The sequence below is a fragment of the Cupriavidus sp. UME77 genome, from assembly GCF_014170355.1.
GTDB lineage: Bacteria > Pseudomonadota > Gammaproteobacteria > Burkholderiales > Burkholderiaceae > Cupriavidus > Cupriavidus basilensis.
On record NZ_LZZU01000011.1, the window covers coordinates 39,969 to 53,911 of the forward strand.

The 13,943-nt window shown below is 63.4% G+C and carries 9 protein-coding genes and 1 pseudogene; 5 read left to right on the plus strand and 5 right to left on the minus strand.

From position 1 onward, the window contains the following. Nucleotide 1: 1 nt before the first annotated feature. Nucleotides 2-1,978: a cytochrome o ubiquinol oxidase subunit I gene (cyoB, locus tag A9975_RS04640; RefSeq protein ID WP_183031589.1), complete on the minus strand. Its 1,977-nt coding sequence runs from the start codon at nt 1,976-1,978 to the stop codon at nt 2-4. Between the two features lie 8 nt (nt 1,979-1,986). Beyond that, nucleotides 1,987-2,955: a ubiquinol oxidase subunit II gene (gene cyoA, locus A9975_RS04645; RefSeq protein ID WP_183031590.1), complete on the minus strand. Its 969-nt coding sequence runs from the start codon at nt 2,953-2,955 to the stop codon at nt 1,987-1,989. Nucleotides 2,956-3,659: 704 nt separating this feature from the next. Here cyoA and A9975_RS04650 point away from each other — a divergent pair. The 5 genes and pseudogenes from A9975_RS04650 (at nt 3,660) to A9975_RS04665 (ending at nt 9,681) form a co-directional block, all read left to right on the plus strand. Next, nucleotides 3,660-4,628 (plus strand): aliphatic sulfonate ABC transporter substrate-binding protein, encoded by a 969-nt coding sequence (locus tag A9975_RS04650; RefSeq protein ID WP_183031591.1) that lies wholly within the window; start codon nt 3,660-3,662, stop codon nt 4,626-4,628. 121 nt (nt 4,629-4,749) lie between these two features. Further along, on the plus strand, nt 4,750-6,024 hold the full coding sequence (locus A9975_RS04655; protein WP_043356075.1) for an O-acetylhomoserine aminocarboxypropyltransferase/cysteine synthase family protein: 1,275 nt from the start codon (nt 4,750-4,752) through the stop codon (nt 6,022-6,024). Between the two features lie 473 nt (nt 6,025-6,497). Continuing rightward, entirely contained in the window at nt 6,498-7,310 is an 813-nt protein-coding gene (locus A9975_RS04660) for a MetQ/NlpA family ABC transporter substrate-binding protein (protein ID WP_183031592.1), read from the plus strand. Nucleotides 7,311-7,353: 43 nt separating this feature from the next. Continuing rightward, nucleotides 7,354-7,539 (plus strand): annotated as a pseudogene (locus tag A9975_RS37945) (aliphatic sulfonate ABC transporter substrate-binding protein); the annotation flags it as partial. A gap of 333 nt (nt 7,540-7,872) precedes the next feature. Continuing rightward, a complete protein-coding gene (locus A9975_RS04665; RefSeq protein WP_183031593.1) occupies nt 7,873-9,681 on the plus strand; it encodes a methyl-accepting chemotaxis protein in 1,809 nt (602 codons plus the stop codon). Between the two features lie 64 nt (nt 9,682-9,745). Here A9975_RS04665 and A9975_RS04670 read toward each other — a convergent pair whose 3' ends face one another. The 3 genes from A9975_RS04670 to A9975_RS04680 all read right to left on the minus strand — a co-directional run bounded on the left by A9975_RS04670 (nt 9,746) and on the right by A9975_RS04680 (nt 13,940). Beyond that, on the minus strand, nt 9,746-11,377 hold the full coding sequence (locus A9975_RS04670; RefSeq protein ID WP_183031594.1) for an EAL domain-containing protein: 1,632 nt from the start codon (nt 11,375-11,377) through the stop codon (nt 9,746-9,748). 217 nt (nt 11,378-11,594) lie between these two features. Then, on the minus strand, nt 11,595-12,944 hold the full coding sequence (locus tag A9975_RS04675; RefSeq protein WP_183031595.1) for an MFS transporter: 1,350 nt from the start codon (nt 12,942-12,944) through the stop codon (nt 11,595-11,597). A gap of 180 nt (nt 12,945-13,124) precedes the next feature. Beyond that, nucleotides 13,125-13,940, minus strand: coding sequence for an enoyl-CoA hydratase/isomerase family protein (locus A9975_RS04680; protein ID WP_150987159.1), 816 nt, complete (start codon nt 13,938-13,940; stop codon nt 13,125-13,127). Between the last annotated feature and the right edge of the window lie 3 nt (nt 13,941-13,943).

Below are 13,943 nucleotides of genomic sequence, written 5' to 3' on the forward strand. Positions count from 1 at the left end.
TTCAGGCCTGTGACGCAATGCGCTGGAAATGGCTCGTTTCGACCGCCTGGACTTCGTGCGCGGGCACGTAGTAGTCGATGTGGTCGTCGTTGCTGCGGAAGATAAAGCTGACGATCATGCCAACCAGGCCTACCGCCGCCAGCCACCAGATATGCCAGGTCAGGGCAAAGCCCAGCGCCAGGCTGAAGGCACCGATGTAGAATCCGGCGCCGGTGTTCTTCGGCATGTGGATCTGCTCGTAGTGCGCTTGTTGCTGCGGCACTTCGCCACGCGCTTTCATGTCGGCGAACGCGTCCAGGTCACGCACCACCGGGGTGTGCGCGAAGTTGTAGAACGGCGGCGGCGACGAAGTTGCCCATTCCAGCGTACGGCCACCCCAGGGGTCGCCGGTCACGTCGAGGAGTTCCTTGCGGCGGCGCACGCTGACCACGATCTGCAGGATCTGGAACAGGATGCCCAGGCCGACAAACGCGGCGCCGAGCACGGCCACGTACAGGTACGGGTTCCACGCCGGATTGTCGGTGTGGTTCAGGCGACGGGTCATGCCCATGAAGCCCAGTGCGTACAGCGGCATGAACGCCAGGTAGAAACCGATGATCCAGCACCAGAACGCGCACTTGCCCAGGCGCTCGTCGAGCTTGAAGCCGAAGGCCTTCGGGAACCAGTAGGTAATGCCGGCGATGTAGCCAAACAGCACGCCACCGATGATCACGTTGTGGAAGTGGGCGATCAGGAACAGGCTGTTGTGCAGCACGAAGTCAGCCGCCGGCACTGCCATCAGCACGCCGGTCATGCCGCCGATCACGAAGGTGACCATGAAGCCCAGCGTCCACAGCACGGGCGTGGTCATCTGCACACGGCCGCGGTACATGGTGAACAGCCAGTTGAAGATCTTCACCCCGGTCGGGATGGAGATGATCATCGTGGTGATGCCGAAGAACGCGTTCACGTTGGCGCCGGAGCCCATCGTGAAGAAGTGGTGCAGCCAGACCAGGAACGACAGCACCATGATGGCGCAGGTGGCGTAGACCATGCCCTTGTAGCCGAACAGCTTCTTGCCGGAGAACGTCGAGATGATTTCCGAGAAGATGCCGAATGCCGGCAGGATCAGGATGTACACCTCGGGGTGGCCCCAGATCCAGATCAGGTTCACGTACATCATGGCGTTGCCGCCCATTTCGTTCGTGAAGAAATGCATGCCCAGGTAGCGGTCAAGGCCCAGCAGGCCCAGCGTGACGGTCAGCACCGGGAAAGCGGCGATGATCAGCACGTTGGTGCACAGCGCGGTCCAGGTAAACACCGGCATGCGCATCAGGGTCATGCCCGGGGCGCGCATCTTGAGGATGGTCACCAGGAAGTTGACGCCGGTCAGCAAGGTGCCCAGGCCCGAGATCTGCAAGCTCCAGAGGTAGTAGTCCACCCCCACGCCAGGGCTGTACGCAATGCCGGACAGCGGCGGATAGGCCAGCCAGCCGGTGCGCGCGAACTCGCCGACGCCCAGCGAGACGTTGACCAGCATCGCGCCGGCAACAAACAGCCAGAAGCTCAGCGTGTTGAGGAACGGGAAGGCCACGTCGCGCGCGCCGATCTGCAGCGGCACGACCAGGTTCATCAGGCCCGTCATCAGCGGCATCGCGACGAAGAAGATCATGATCACGCCGTGGGCGGTGAAGATCTGGTCGTAGTGCTCAGGCGGCAGGATGCCCGGCGAGCCGTTGGTGGACAACGCCAGCTGGGTACGCATCATGATGGCGTCGGCAAAGCCGCGCAGCAGCATGATCAGCGCAACCACGGTATACATGATGCCGATCTTCTTGTGGTCGACCGAGGTGAACCAGTCGTTCCACAGCCATTTCCACTTGCCGAAATAGGTGATCAGCGCGCATAGCGCCACGCCACCCAGCGCTACCATCGTCAACGTGCCCATGATGATGGGCTCGTGGAACGGGATGGCATCCAAACTCAATTTGCCAAACATCTCTACTCCTAGGAATTCGAGCCCGGCGCCGGCGTAGCGGGCGCGGCCATGGACACCTGGCTCACGCCAAGGGTGTTGCGCGAGGTGCAGACGGGACCAAACGAGGTGCCGTTGCCGGCGATAGCGCCACCGGCGCCGTCCATGTACTTGTGCAGGATGCCGTGGTACAGCTGCGGATCGACCTTGGCGTACAGCGCCACGGGATTCGCCTCGCTGGGCTTGGCCAGCGCGCTGTAGTCAGCCAGGGTCAGCTGGTTCGACGAGGCGCGGACCTGCTTGACCCACGCCTCGAAGTCGAAGTTCGACACCGACTTGGCCTTGAACTTCATGCCCGAGAAGCCACCGCCGCTGTAGTTGGCCGACATGCCGTCGAACGCGCCGGTCTCGCTGGCGATCAGGTGCAGCTTGGTCTCCATGCCCGCCATGGCGTACACCTGGCTGCCCAGTTGCGGGATGAAGAAGGAATTCATGATCGAATCCGACGTGATCTTGAAGTTCACGGGGGTGTTCACCGGGAACGCGATCTCGTTGACCGTGGCGATGCCCAGGTCCGGATAGATGAACAGCCATTTCCAGTTCAGCGCAACCGCCTCGATGGTGATCGGCTTGACGTTGGATTCGATGGGCTTGTAGGGGTCCAGGTCGTGCGAGGACTTCCACGTGATGATGCCCAGCACCAGGATGATCAGGCAGGGAATCAGCCAGACCACGACTTCGATCCCGGTCGAGTGGGACCAGTCCGGCTCGTAGCGGGCCGACTTGTTGCTGGCGCGGTACTTCCAGGCGAAGGTGAAGACCAGCACGATCACCGGCACCACCACGAGCAACATCAGCCAGGTCGCGATCAGGATGATGTTTTTGACGTCGGCGCCAATCTGGCCCTTCGGATCTAGCACGGCCATGTTGCATCCGGCCAGCAAGAGCAGGGCGGCGCAAGGCATTAGCCGCGTCCAACGCGGAAGTTTGGGTATCTTCATGTCACGACTGGTTGAGTTGGCCACGGCAGCGACGGCGCGGCGTGATTTTGCTGCCAGATGCGGGAGCAAGAGGCAGGCTTAAGGCTTGGGGGAAACTGGGTCAGATCCGGGTCAAGCGACCGGTGTGCCGGGGGACGCGCCGATCAGCGGCAGCCTGGCTTGGTCCTTGTGGGACGGATCAAAGTGGGACTGCGGTGGTCCACACAGGAGGACGTCGGCGTGGCGCAGCCCGGCGAGCTTGCCTGGTGGGCAAGCAGGGTGTTCGGGTGAGGTTCGCGGTACGTCAGACATCGTGGCCGCGAATCTACCGCATCGCAGCATTGAGGGTAAACCCGTGATCTAGAACACACTGTTCAGAAAACCGGACAATGCAGCTTCCTCTGCCATCTCGACGGCAACACCCAATTAAGCCGAGACATTTTTGACTGCGGCAAGGTGTCGCAGGGGTGTGCGCCCTTGAAAGCAGCTGCACAAACCGCAACGCGCGTGCGGCGGGCGAAGCGGTGAGCAATACGGTGAGCAATGCGGTGGGAAAACAGGATGCCATGGGCCGCCGAAACACGCTTGCCACCGCGCGGCGCCCGCCGCGGTTCTATGCAAATGCAATAACCTTCGTTCCCCTCCTCGCGCGATTTCGCAACCATAGGGCCGCACCCCAACCTCAGACCCTTGCTACCGCATCGTCGACTTCGGAGAACATCGCAATGCATCCTTTCCGCCAATGGCTACCCGTTGTCGGCCGCGCCCTGGCCATCGCCGCGCTGTCCTGGTCCGCCGCCGGCCATGCCGCCGACGCGTCGGTCCGCGTGGGCTACCAGAAGGCCGGCCTGCTGGCCGTGCTCAAAGCGCAGGGCTCGCTGGAGAAAAAGCTCGCCCCGCTCGGCTTCAAGGTGGAGTGGAAGGAATTCCCCGCCGGCCCGCAGTTGCTGGAGGCGCTCAATGCCGGCGGCATCGACTTTGGCTACACCGGCGCGCCGCCGGCAGTGTTCGCCCAGGCGGCGCGCGCCAACTTTGTCTACGTGGGCGCAGAGCCCGGCGGCAAGACCAACGAGGCGCTGTTCGTGCTGGAGAAGTCGCCGATCCGCTCGGTGGCCGACCTGCGCGGCAAGCGCATCGCCTTGCAAAAAGGCTCCAGCTCCAACTACCTGCTGGTGCAGCTCCTGAACAAGCATGGGCTGGCCCTGCAGGATATCCAGCCGATCTACCTGCCGCCCGCCGATGCACGCGCCGCCTTCGAAAGCGGCAACGTGGACGCCTGGGTGGTCTGGGACCCGTACTACGCGCTGGCGCAGAAGGCGCTGAAGGTGCGCACCATCGCCGACTACGAAGGCGTGCCCTCCCCCTTCAACTTCTATGAAGCCGCCAACGGCTTCGTCAAGGCGCAGCCGCAAGTGGTCAATGCCATCCTGGAGCAACTGCGCGCGACCGGCCTGTGGGTGGTGAAAAACCCCGGCGAGACTGCCGCCCTGCTCGCGCCTGCCGTGGGCCTGGACACGCAGGTCGTGGAGACCTGGCTCAAGCGCGTGCCGTACGGCGCCACCCCGGTGACGCCCGAGGTGATCGCCGCCCAGCAGCGGGTGGCCGACCTGTTCCATGAGCAGAAACTGATTCCCGCCGCCGTCAAGGTCAAGGACAACGTCTGGCAGGCGAGCTTCCCCCTGGCCAGCCAGTAAGGGGGCAAGGCCCGAATCCAGGGCGGGCCCGCGCGGTCCGCCCCGGATGGCACACGCGAACCACGGCTGCTACCATGCCCGTTCCTGAGCGTATTCATTCCAACAAGAAGACAACGACATCATGAAAATCGAGACAATTGCCGTTCACGGCGGCTACTCCCCGGACCCCACCACGCGTGCCGTGGCCGTGCCGATCTACCAGACCGTTGCGTATGCGTTCGACAACGCGCAGCACGGCGCCGACCTGTTCGACCTCAAGGTGCCCGGCAATATCTACAGCCGCATCATGAACCCCACCAACGACGTGCTGGAGCAGCGGCTGGCCGCGCTCGAGGGCGGCGTGGGCGCGCTGGCGCTGGCGTCCGGCATGGCGGCCATCACCTATGCCATCCAGACCATCGCCGAGGCCGGCGACAACATCATCTCGGCCAGCCAGCTCTACGGCGGCACTTACAACCTGTTCGCGCACACGCTGCCGCTGTCCGGCATCGAGACCCGCTTTGCCGATGGCCGCAACCCGGCCGCCTTCGGCGACCTGGTGGATGCGCGCACCAAGGCGATCTTCGTGGAGTCGGTAGGCAACCCGCTGGGCAACATCGTCGATATCGAAGCCATCGCCAAGGTGGCGCACAGCCACGGCATCCCGCTGATCGTGGACAACACCGTGCCCTCGCCGTACCTGTGCCGTCCGTTCGAGCATGGCGCGGACATCGTCGTGCACTCGCTCACCAAATACCTGGGCGGCCACGGCAACAGCGTGGGCGGCGCCATCGTCGATAGCGGCAAGTTCCCGTGGGCCGAGCACAAGGCGCGCTTCAAGCGCCTGAACGAGCCGGATGTGTCGTACCACGGCGTGGTCTACACCGAAGCGCTCGGCGCCGCCGCCTATATCGGCCGCGCCCGCGTGGTGCCGCTGCGCAATACCGGCGCGGCGCTGTCGCCGTTCAATGCCTTCCTGATCCTGCAAGGCATCGAGACCCTGGCGCTGCGCCTGGACCGCATCACCGAGAACGCGCTGGCTGTCGCGCGCCACCTGAAGGCCAGCCCCAAGGTGGAGTGGGTCAACTTTGCCGGCCTGCCGGAGCACCCGGACCACGCGCTGGTGCAGCGCTACCTGGGCGGGCGCGGCCCCGGCATCCTGTCGTTCGGCCTGAAGAGCGGCGGCCGCGAAGCCGGCGCGCGCTTCCTGGACGCGCTGCAACTGTTCACCCGCCTGGTCAACATCGGCGACGCCAAGTCGCTGGCGACCCATCCGGCCTCCACCACGCACCGCCAGCTCGACGCCGCCGAGCTGAAGGCCGCCGGTGTCAGCGAAGACATGGTGCGCCTGTCGATCGGCATCGAGCACATCGACGACCTGCTGGAAGACCTGGAGCGCGCGCTGGCCGCAGCCTGACGGGTCGGTGGTAGCGCAATAGCTGGCGTTGCAACTCGGCGCTCGCAACAAGAAGGGCCGGTGGCACATGGATGCCACCGGCCCTTCTTGTCTTGCTCCGCCCTGGCGCCCGCTTAAGCCCGCCGCATAAGCCCGCCGCTTAGGCTCGATTGGGAAGCACAAATAAAAACGCCCACCAATGAGGCGGGCGCGAATCCAATTCCTTGGTGGGATTGGAGGAGACAGTTCAATCATAACCGCAATACGGGTTATCCCGCAACTACTACCCGATTGCGTATGCATATTCCGCAGCGCAACAGCCGTTGGCGTCACACGAACGCCTGCAAACCCGCATACAGGCATATGCAAGTGCGTTATAAGACTATGCATTTTTACTCGTTCCTTGAACGTATGCACTTCCCTACAATGGGCATCCTTGCTTGCCGCCATCCCGGTAAGCCACGATGCACACAAACAATACGGGGGAGCTTTAGATGAAACTGGGTTTCGGAATTCGACTGATTGCCGCGGTGCTCGCGCTCGGCGTGATCCAGACGGCCGGCGCGGCTGATCCGGACAAGAAGGAAATCCGCTTCGGCGCCACCGCTGGCCCTTACTCCGACCAGATCCGCTACGGCATCAAACCGCTGCTGGAAAAAAAGGGCTACAAGGTCACTATCATTGAGTTCAGCGACTACGTGCAGCCCAACCTGGCGCTGGCCGATGGCGCCATCGATGCCAATGCTTTCCAGCACGTGGCCTACCTGAAGAAGTTCTCCGGCGACCGCAAGCTGCAATTGTCTGAAGTCATCCAGGTCCCCACGGCCCCGATCGGCATCTACAGCCGCAAGCACAAGTCGCTGACGGAAGTGAAGCCGGGCGCATCGGTGTCGCTGCCTAACGATCCGTCCAACCTGGCACGCGCCATTGCCATGCTCCAGCAGATCGGCTGGATCACGCTCAAGGCCGGCACCGACCCGATCCGCGCCAGCGAGCGCGACATCGAAGGCAACCCGAACAAGCTCAAGCTGATCCAGCTCGAAGCCGCGCAACTGCCGCGCTCGCTCGACGACGTGGACTTCGCCTTCGTCAACGGCAACTTCGCGCTGTCCTCCGGCCTGAAGCTGACCGAAGCACTGAGCCTGGAGAAGATCCCCGACTACTACATGAACCTGGTTGCCGTGCGCACCGCCGACACCGGCAAGCCGTTCGTCAAGGACATCCGCGAGGCTTACCAGTCGCCGGAATTCAAGGCGACCACGCAGCAACGCTTTGCCGGGTTCCTGCCGCCGGCCTACCAGCGCTAAGCCAGGCCGCGCACCGATGGCGCGGCGCTGTCAGGGAGCCCCAATGCGGGGCTCCTTTTTTTCTTTGACGCGCTATCGTGCGCATCGGCACGCGCGGGCGCCAAAGCACACACTGCGCATCGGCTTCCAGAAATCGTCCACGCTGATGATCCTGCTGAAATCGCGCGAGACGCTGGAGAAGGCGCTCGCGCCGCTGGGCGCGACGGTGCAATGGTATGAATTCACCTCGCCGCCACGCCGTACGCGCAGAACACGACCTCACACAGACGAGAGGCCTCCACTTCGGAGGCCTCTCTTTTTTTTGCGCGAGGCAGACTCCGCTCATGCCAACAGACGCACCACTTCGGTGCCAAACACCCGCAAAAACCAGGGCATCCGGATATCCGAACAGCCAGATCGCGATTTATCCGGATATCCGAATGGCGCTCTTTGCACTTTGAAAATAGGCTGCCGGGCGGTCCTAAATTCGCCCGCAACAATGCCGTAAGAGCGAGCCAGGACCCTTCGCCCCCACCGCTCCAAAGGCTATCCGCCCGATGAGCCAAACATAAAAGATCCAATTATGCTGTCCTCCCTCCGCGCGCGCATCGTGGCCCTATCCGTGGCCATCGTCGTGGTGGCGCTCATCGCCAATGCCGTTATCAATCACGTGGTGGCAAGTTCGTACAACGACGACGCCATCGACAGCAACCTGGCCGCCGTGCAGAACGGCCACGTCGGCGCCATCGCCGACTGGGTGGCGAGCCACATGCAGATGATCGACTCGCTGCAGGACGCGGCAACGCAGCCCGACACCAACGCCGCCATCGCCGCGCTCAAGCAGGTCGCCAGCGCCGGCGGCTTCGTCATGACCTACATCGGTTTTCCCGACAAGTCCCACCGGTTTTCCGATACCGAAGGCCTGCGGCCCAACTACGATCCCACGTCCCGCCCCTGGTACAAGCAGGCCGTGGCCGCGGGCAAGCCGGTGGTCACGCCCCCCTACGTGGCCGCCAGCAGCGGCAAGCTGGTCGTGACCTTCGCCGTGCCCATCCTGCGCGACGGCGTGCTCAAGGGCGTGGTGGCCGGCGACGTGTCCATGGACAGCGTCATCGCCACCATCAAGGCCATCCACCCCACACCCGCCAGCTTCGGCGTGCTGACAACAAAGGACGGCAAGATCGTCGCCCACCAGGACGATAAGCTCACGCTCAAGCCCCTGACGGATCTGATGCCCGCGCTTGCTCTCGACAAGCTCGTAGCGCTCGAAGGCGCCGAGGCGCCGTTGCAGGTCGATGTGGACAATGCGCCCAAGCTGCTGCGGGCGCGCGGCGTGCCCGGCACGGACTGGATCGCTGTGATCGCGCTGGACAAAGGTGAGGCTACGGCAGGCATGCGCTCCATGCTGATGGCATCGGTATTCGTGCTGATCGTGATCGCTTGCGTGGCGGCCGCCATCGTCGCCGGGGTGACAGCGGTTTCGTTCCGAAGGCTGTCGGTGATTCGCGACGCCATGCGCGATATCGGTAGCGGGGATGGCGACCTGACGCGCCGCCTGCCAGCCAATGGCTCCGATGAGGTGGCGCAGATTGCGCAGGCGTTCAACGCGTTCGCCGAGAAGCTGGTCAGCGTGATGCGCCAGATTCGGGATGCCAGCGCATCTGTCCATGCTGCCGCTAACGAGATCGCGGCCGGAAACATCGACCTTTCGCGGCGGACTGAATCGGCTGCGGCGAGCCTGGAAGAGACGGCGGCCTCGATGGAGCAGATCACCGCGACCGTGAGCCAGTCTGCCATGTCGGCCAAGCAGGCTGATGCGTCTGCGATCGCGGCCTCCCAGGTCGCTGGCAATGGTGGCGCCGCCATTGGCGAGGCCATTCAGACCATGAGCGAAATCGAGCAGGCTTCGGTCAAGGTGTCCGACATCATCGGCGTGATCGAAGGCATTGCATTCCAGACCAACATCCTTGCACTGAATGCTGCGGTGGAAGCGGCGCGCGCCGGCGAGCAGGGCCGTGGATTTGCCGTGGTAGCCGGTGAGGTGCGCGGGCTGGCGCAGCGCAGTTCGCAGGCTGCGAAGGAGATCAAGACGCTGATCGAGACCACCGTCGACAGCGTGGTGTCCGGCTCCGGGCAGGTACGCCGCGCCGGAGACACGATGAATGCGATCGTCGGGAACGTGGACAAGGTGACCAGCATCATTTCCGAGATCACGAATGCGGCGCAGGAGCAGACCCGGGGCATCCAGGAGGTGAACCGGGCGGTCAGCCAGCTGGATCAGATGGTGCAGCAGAACGCGGCGCTGGTGGAGGAATCCACCGCGGCGGCCGAGGCGTTGCAGGGGCAGGCCGGCGCGTTGGCGGGGGTCGTGGGGCAGTTCAGGCTGGGCTGAAGTCCTGGGAGCCCATTGCGGGCTCCCGCATCCCGGTGTTCTCCCCGCTGCCTGAATGGTGCTATCACACGCGCAGCATGAATTCCACAAAGGCCTCCGAGCCAAGCGGGCGGCTGACTAGATAGCCCTGAATGGCATCGCATCCGGCATCCTTCAACTCCGCCGCCTGGCGTTGGCACTCGACGCCTTCCGCGATTGTTTTCATTCCCAGCGAACGAGCGAGACCGACAATGCTTCGGATGATCGCAGACGCCTTCTCCGAATCGGCCAGCGCTCGAACAAACGACTTGTCGATCTTCAGGGTGTCGATGGGCAGCCGGACCAGATAGCCGAGACTGGAGTATCCAGAGCCGAAGTCGTCCAGCGATGTGGATATGCCGGCTAGCTTCAGCGCGGCAAGAACGGACGTTGCCTTTTCGATATCGCTCACCAGACTGTCCTCCGTGACTTCGATGTCAAGCATTGCGGGGGAGACGTCGTATGCCCTCGCGATACGGAGAATCATATCTGTAAGTTCCACACAGAGAAGTTGCCGAGCCGACAGATTGAGGCTGATCCGCGGTATGGATACACCCAGCCGTCGCCATGCAACGATATGCCGGCAAACTGCATTGAGCAGCCATTCGACGAGGGCGCCTTCATATGGGGACTCAAGTACCACATCCAGGAATGCGTGCGGCATCAGCAATCCTCGTTCAGGATGACGCCAGCGAAGAAGCGCCTCAGCACCGATTGGGGAAGCATCCGCGAGTGCTATCTGAGGCTGGAAATGAAGCTCGAACTGGTTCGCGGCAAACGCCTCACGAAGATCCATGCGCAAGGCAAGGCGGTCACGCACGCCCCGCTCGAGTGCGCCATCGTACGCGCACACCTGAATTCGGCCAGATGACTTCGCTGCGTACATGGCCGTGTCGGCACGACTGAGCAATGCCTCGGCCGATTCCGGTGCTTCTCTCGCTTCTCTCAGTAGCGCGATGCCAATGCTAGCCGACAGGCAGACGGATCTTCCGCATGCCTCGAATGGCACTGCGAGCTCACTGAGTACCGCATGCGCGAACGCTTCTGCCGCGCTTTTGGTCGTATTGCGTAACAGCAGGACAAACTCGTCGCCCCCTACGCGCGCGGCGAAAAAATCAGGTTCGGGAATTGCGACCAGCCTTTTCGCAAAGCCGCGCAGCAGATCATCGCCGACAGCATGACCGAACGCATCGTTGACTTCCTTGAATTGGTCCAGGTCAATAAACAGCACAGCCAGGGAAGCACCATGCTTAAAGCCTGGTGAAGCGGCCTCGGCGACCGCGCCTGATAGCGCTTCCATGCACTTGCGCCGGTTGGGCAAACCAGTCAGATAGTCGTGACTAGCTTCAAACTCCAACAGCGCCGCGTGCTCGTGTTCGCGCGTGACGTCGCGAAAGAGTACCGTAATGCCATCGTCGTGGGCAAATGAGCGAGCCTCAAACCAGGTGTCGAGCGGTGCGTAATAGTCAGTATGCCGACCGGGGAGTCCGGTTGCCGCCGTCTGCTGATAGACGCGGTAGTAGCCGGAGTCCACCAAGTCCGGGTAACACTGCCAGATGTCGCGTCCCAGCAGGTTTTGCCGCTCCTGCTGCAAGTATCGTTCGGCTGTATGGTTGAGATAGGTGAAGCGCCACGATCTGTCTATCGACATGAATCCGTCGCTCAGGCTATCAAGCATGTCACCAAGGTGAGGCGGTGCGGGCTGTCGGGCACCGGCATCTTTCGGGCGGGGAGGACAAAAGTCAGGCTGTCGTTCCATTTTGTTTGGGGCCATCTGTTCGCGTCGGACCCAAAGGCATCGCACGTGCGCAAACCGCGGGGTCATTGCATTCTAGCCGCGTTTGCCACCGCCACGAACATTGGGATGCGCTCGCCCCCCCTGCGCGGCTGGATCTCTACGCTCCATTGTCGCCAAGCCGCCCTGCCGTCTCCGGAACGATGAACGCACCCACCAGGTAGATGATGGTGACAACCGCCAGGAAGATGCCCAGCACCATGGGCAGTTCGGCAGGGGTGCTGGCGCACAGCGAAGCGAACGTCGGCATCATGCCACCGACGGCAAATCCGATATTCCATGACAGGCCGGTCCCCGTGGCACGGATGCTGGTGGGGAACCGTTCGTTCAGGAAAATGAGGATCGGGGCGAAGCCGCTGCAGCCCAGCATGGCCAGCACCACGGCATACAGGCCGAGCGTGGTGGTGTCCGGCGCCGCCGGCATCCACTGGTAGAGCAACGGCAGCACCACCACGTTCAGCGCGCCGATCAACAGGAAGGCTCGCTTGCGGCCGATCATCGTACTGAGGTGGCCGGCAAGAATCGATGCCACGATCACACCCAAACTGCTGGCCATCAGGATGGCGGCAGACTCGCCAGCCGATGCCTTCACCACCACCTTGAGGAAAGTCGGCAGATAGCCGGAGGTCAGGTAGTAGGCGCTGCCACCGCCCACGGTGAGCAGGATGTTGACGAAGAGGACGCCACGGTACTGGCGGGAGAAGATCACGCGCAGCGGGTTCTCAACCGGCGCGGCATGCCCCTTGGCCGCCTGCAACTGCTTCCACAGCGGAGACTCCTCCAGCGAGTTGAAGATGAACAGGCCGAGCACCGAGCTGATGATGCCGGAGAAGAACATGCAGCGCCAACCCCAGGCATCGAACGCTTCCCCCGGAAACAGCGCGGTCATCGCCATGTAAACAATGGAAGCCAGCAGCGCCCCGAGACCCGCGCCACCGCCACCGACCAGCCCGGAAACGGCGCCGCGCCAGGACGGGGGCACCGATTCGGTACCGATGGTGTGGGTGGATGCCACCACGCCACCCACGAAGATGCCCTGCACCAGCCGCAGCAGGATAAACAAGGCTGGCGCAAGCAGCCCCACCTGACCCACCGTAGGCAGCAGGCCGAACGCCGCCGTGGACAAGCCAACGCCAGTGACGGCAACTACCATCGCCCCCTTGCGGCCGTGGCGGTCGGCATAAGTGCCGAAGATCGCCGAGCCGAGCGGGCGCATCAGCAGCGTCACGGCAAACGACGCATACACCGCCGCCAGCGACAGCATCGCGTGCTCCGACGGGAAAAACAGCCTGCCGATCACGGGCGCCACGAACAGCAGGATGAACAGGTCGAACAGGTCCAGCGCCCATCCCATGCACGACGCCGCCACGGCACCAAACACCTGGCGATTGCTCGCCGCTGGCAGCGCCTCGCTGATCGTCTCTGTACGCTTCTTTGCTACGGCTTCCATTGTTGTCTCCTTTGATTTGGATCTCTGCTTGGATCATTACGGCAGCGGGTGGCGCGCGGGCGGTGCCTTGCCGCCAGGCAAGCGCTCCCCCCGCGATGCTTGCCCCGTGGCAGCGGGCATCGTTATCCGGTTAGTTCGTCCGGGATGCGAGCGGCCTTGCCGGCGCGCCCGCGATTTCCATCAGCTGCCGCGGAACGCCGGCTTGCGCTTGCCGTGGAAGGCTTCCACGCCTTCGCGGAAATCGTCCGAGCTGCGCAGGCGGCTATAGCAATGCCCTTCCAGCTCGATGGCAATCGACAGCGGCGCGTCCTCGGTGTCGTTGAGCAGCTTCTTGGCGGTGCGCTGCGCCAGCGGCGAGAAGCCGCGCAGTTCGTCGACCAGCGCATCGGTGGCGGCTTCCAGCTCGGCGTCTGCCACGCATTCCACGGCGATGCCCCACTCATAGGCCTGCTTGCCCGAGATGCGGCGCGAGCGCATCACGATGTCCTTGGTACGGCCGATGCCCACCATCTTCTGCAGGCGCGCCGAGCCGCCCGAGCCGGGGATCTGGCCGAGCTTCTGCTCCGGCAGCGCGTACTGCGTGGTCTCGGTGGCGATGCGGAAGTCGCACGCCAGCGACAGCTCGAAGCCCACGCCAAAGCAGTAGCCGCGGTTGGCGGCAATCACCGGCTTGCTGCAGCGCGCCGGCGCCGCCACATTCCAGGCCAGTTGCGAAACATGCTCGGGCGATGCCTCCAGGAAGCCCTTGATATCGCCGCCGCTGGAAAAATGCTCGCCTTGCGAACGCAGCACGATCACGCGCACGCGATCGTCGGCATCCAGCGCTTCAATGACGGCACGCAACTGGTCGCGCGCCGCCATGGCGATCACGTTGTAGGGTGGGCGGTGCAGGATGATGTCCGCACGCTCGCGCCCGGCATCGATCTCCACGGAGAAGCCGTCGAGTTGCTGGAGCCGCTGCTGGTCGGGATGGATCATCTCGGTTGCCTGGGTCATGTC

Coding starts and splice junctions, on each gene's coding strand:
- A9975_RS04655 (WP_043356075.1), top strand. CDS start 4,750: ATGAAAATCGAGACAATTGCCGTTCACGGCGGCTACTCCCCGGACCCC.
- A9975_RS04670 (WP_183031594.1), bottom strand. CDS start 11,377: ATGCTTGATAGCCTGAGCGACGGATTCATGTCGATAGACAGATCGTGG.
- cyoB (WP_183031589.1), bottom strand. CDS start 1,978: ATGTTTGGCAAATTGAGTTTGGATGCCATCCCGTTCCACGAGCCCATC.
- A9975_RS04650 (WP_183031591.1), top strand. CDS start 3,660: ATGCATCCTTTCCGCCAATGGCTACCCGTTGTCGGCCGCGCCCTGGCC.
- A9975_RS04680 (WP_150987159.1), bottom strand. CDS start 13,940: ATGACCCAGGCAACCGAGATGATCCATCCCGACCAGCAGCGGCTCCAG.
- A9975_RS04675 (WP_183031595.1), bottom strand. CDS start 12,944: ATGGAAGCCGTAGCAAAGAAGCGTACAGAGACGATCAGCGAGGCGCTG.
- A9975_RS04665 (WP_183031593.1), top strand. CDS start 7,873: ATGCTGTCCTCCCTCCGCGCGCGCATCGTGGCCCTATCCGTGGCCATC.
- cyoA (WP_183031590.1), bottom strand. CDS start 2,955: ATGAAGATACCCAAACTTCCGCGTTGGACGCGGCTAATGCCTTGCGCC.
- A9975_RS04660 (WP_183031592.1), top strand. CDS start 6,498: ATGAAACTGGGTTTCGGAATTCGACTGATTGCCGCGGTGCTCGCGCTC.